At 69.6% G+C, this 782-nt stretch carries 1 protein-coding gene; it reads right to left on the reverse strand.

What is annotated here, in order from left to right; translation table 11 throughout:
• The coding region (locus ML342_RS11575) for a PAS domain-containing protein (RefSeq protein ID WP_240127175.1) at positions 1-533 on the reverse strand (533 nt) is incomplete at its 3' end.
• Positions 534-782: the final 249 nt, after the last annotated feature.

The raw sequence follows: 782 nt of genomic DNA on the forward strand, positions 1-782 counted from the left end.
GCCGCACCCCAGACCGCCAGCCGCATGCGGGTGGCCGTGCTGGCGCACTGCAACAGACGGCGCCCCGCAGCCAGCCAACCGGTGCGCACCACCAGCCCGCGGTGGAAGGCCCAGCCCCGCGCGCGCCCCTCGCGAAACGCGGCGTACAGGCGCTCGGCGGCGTCGATCTCGGCCCGCTCGGGTGCGGTGCGCACCGACAGATAGCCCACCAGTTGCCCGTCGCGCACCATGGGGGCGGCATTGGCCCGCACCCAGTAGTGGTCGCCATTCTTGCGGCGGTTTTTCACCAGCGCCGTCCACGACACCCCCGACTGGATGGTCTTCCACATGTCGGCAAAGGCCTCGGGCGGCATGTCGGGATGCCGCACCAGGTTGTGCGGCTGGCCGATCAGTTCTTCGGCCTCGTAGCCGCTGACGGCGACGAAGGCCGCATTGGCGTAGGTGATCCGCCCCTTGGGGTCGGTGGTGGACAGCAGCGTGACACGGCCATCGAAGGCGTACTCGCGTTGCGTGACGGGCAAATTGCGGCGCAAGGCTCGATCCCCCCTGCATGGATGTGCGCAGAGGGTTCAGCCTGCCACAGGTCAATCATGGAGGGGATAGGGTTTGACCGCGACCAAGCCCGCGCGTGACATTTGTCACGCGAAGCGTCGGTTTATCGCATCGTGGGCGGCGCGTGTGTCCTGCCGGGCCACAGGCTGGCCACCGTCGGGCATGGGCAGCGCCGCATCGGCCCCCGCCGGGGGCAACACCACGATGTGGCGACGATCGCCGCGCTGCAG

The sequence above is a fragment of the Thermomonas alba genome (assembly GCF_022419205.1).
Taxonomy (GTDB): Bacteria; Pseudomonadota; Gammaproteobacteria; order Xanthomonadales; family Xanthomonadaceae; genus Thermomonas; species Thermomonas alba.